Here is a 1,927-nt window from a genome sequence, read left to right as displayed (position 1 = left end):
GTTATATAATGTGAATTATATATTGTAAAAATAAAAAATTATCATATTTATTACTTAATATTTTATAATATTACTTATAATAATATTGATAAAATTTACTGCAAATAAAAATATGAACATAAAACAAATCTATAATTATAAATAAGCATTTATAACAAAATAATACTTTTTAAAAAAACATTATAATTTAAAAAAAGAAGTCATAAAGATCCTTATCCTTATTTTAAAATAAAAAACATTAATGAAATAATTTTCAACTTTTACTGATATATAAAAAACATTTCGCAGTATTTTAAAAAAGGAAAAACATCCATTAAAAGGTTTTTAACTTTAATAATGCAGACAAAAATACATTTATTATTAACAAAATAATTTATATCTCCAATATAGGATAAACTATTTGAAACTGAGTGTAGAAAATAATCTAAAAACAGCTAGAGCAGTACCAATGAAATCCCCAACGGATAAAGAAGAAAGAACTGATACAACATTCCCCAAAAAAGCTGCACTTAAAAATACAGCAGCTTTTTCAACTTTCCCAAAAGCAAATCCATTCTGTTCTTCAACATAACGGATAACAGCCTTATCTACCGCTTCAGTAATGACTCTTTTTTCTCGTGTTGCACCAATTTCTAATTCTTGAAATCGATTTTGTACAAAACTTACCTTCTCTTTTACAGTTTTTACAGCAAAAAGAATAAATTAACACATATGATTTTTAAATATTTTAAACATAACTTTCTTTGCTCCTCTTTTTCTTCATTGAAAAAAACGAAAGAATACTCATATATATAAAAAGAAAAAATTACATTTAATTATTTAATAAATACACACAACACAATATATTATATAAATAAACCATTATATATTAGATGTAAATATATAATTTAAAATTATACAATATATTAACAATATAAAATAATATTTATTATAATTTATTTACTTAAAAAAATTATTAAAAACGAATATAATTGATTATTGTCTCACATGACGCCAAAACTATCAATTTAAACTTTTCCTCTATCCTCTATTACACAACAATGAACCTCTATTGCATTAAAAGTTCCGTTGGCTTCTTTCAATAAAAGCTTCACTTTTTAAACTAAAGTCCTCATCGTTATAAAGTCTTATAGCTTCATATATATGATATAAAAATAAGTCTGTTTGCGTTTCTCGTATAGATAGATCAAATAGTGGTTCTAACACCTTTTTTCATCTCTTTGTCTCTGTTAATTCCTCTTTTGGGCAATAATTTATGGTATCTAATACGCTTTTTCTCGCTCTTTTACCTTTGGGTGCTTACGAATATCATGGAGATCACCTTCCCTTTAAAACCGACTGAATTATTGCTGAAGCCTTTGCAAAAGCACTCATTTTACAAAAAAACAATTTCATATCACACTTTTACCAATTGAAAAAATTGGTTATTCTGTAGAACATATGGATGTTACAGGGACATAAAGTCTCACTTTTTCTAAAGCTATTAAGCGATGGATAGATATGGTGAAAATTGCTATCATAAAGGAAGCAACCTTTTTCTTCTCTTCAATGCTCATGGGGGAAATTCACCTTTAATGAGTATTGTCATCACCAAATTATAGGGGCACTTTTCAATGTTCACTGTTGCAAACAGCTGGAGTTGTTTTAGTCTACGACAAGGTCTCATAGAACCTTCTCAACAGCCTCTTGATATCCGTGGAGATTTTATTGAAACCTCTCTTGAGCTGTATTAGTTTAACCAACGTTCAATGCGCCTCTCACAAGTGCTTTTACTTCAAGAATCGCTCCCATATCCATAAGCATGAATACAGTAGCGAAACTTCTATCCTTTTCGCCTCAATCGAGACCTCCTCACACACAAACTGTGACTTGTTCTTGTAAAGGTTTCTTAAATTTATCGACAATTTACTTCTTTTCACCAATCATC

General features: G+C 27.6%; 1 protein-coding gene and 1 pseudogene. Both read left to right on the top strand.

Going from position 1 to position 1,927, the window contains the following annotated elements:
* Positions 1–400: 400 nt before the first annotated feature.
* Positions 401–571, top strand: coding sequence for a hypothetical protein (locus tag FS875_RS10310; RefSeq protein WP_166428923.1), 171 nt, complete (start codon positions 401–403; stop codon positions 569–571).
* A 684-nt stretch (positions 572–1,255) separates the two neighbouring features.
* Positions 1,256–1,730, top strand: a pseudogene (locus tag FS875_RS09780) (creatininase family protein); the annotation flags it as partial.
* Positions 1,731–1,927: the final 197 nt, after the last annotated feature.

The sequence above is a fragment of the Bartonella saheliensis genome (assembly GCF_902162175.1).
The sequence above is the reverse complement of the archived record's forward strand: the minus strand, read 5'-3'. Positions and strand labels throughout refer to the sequence as shown.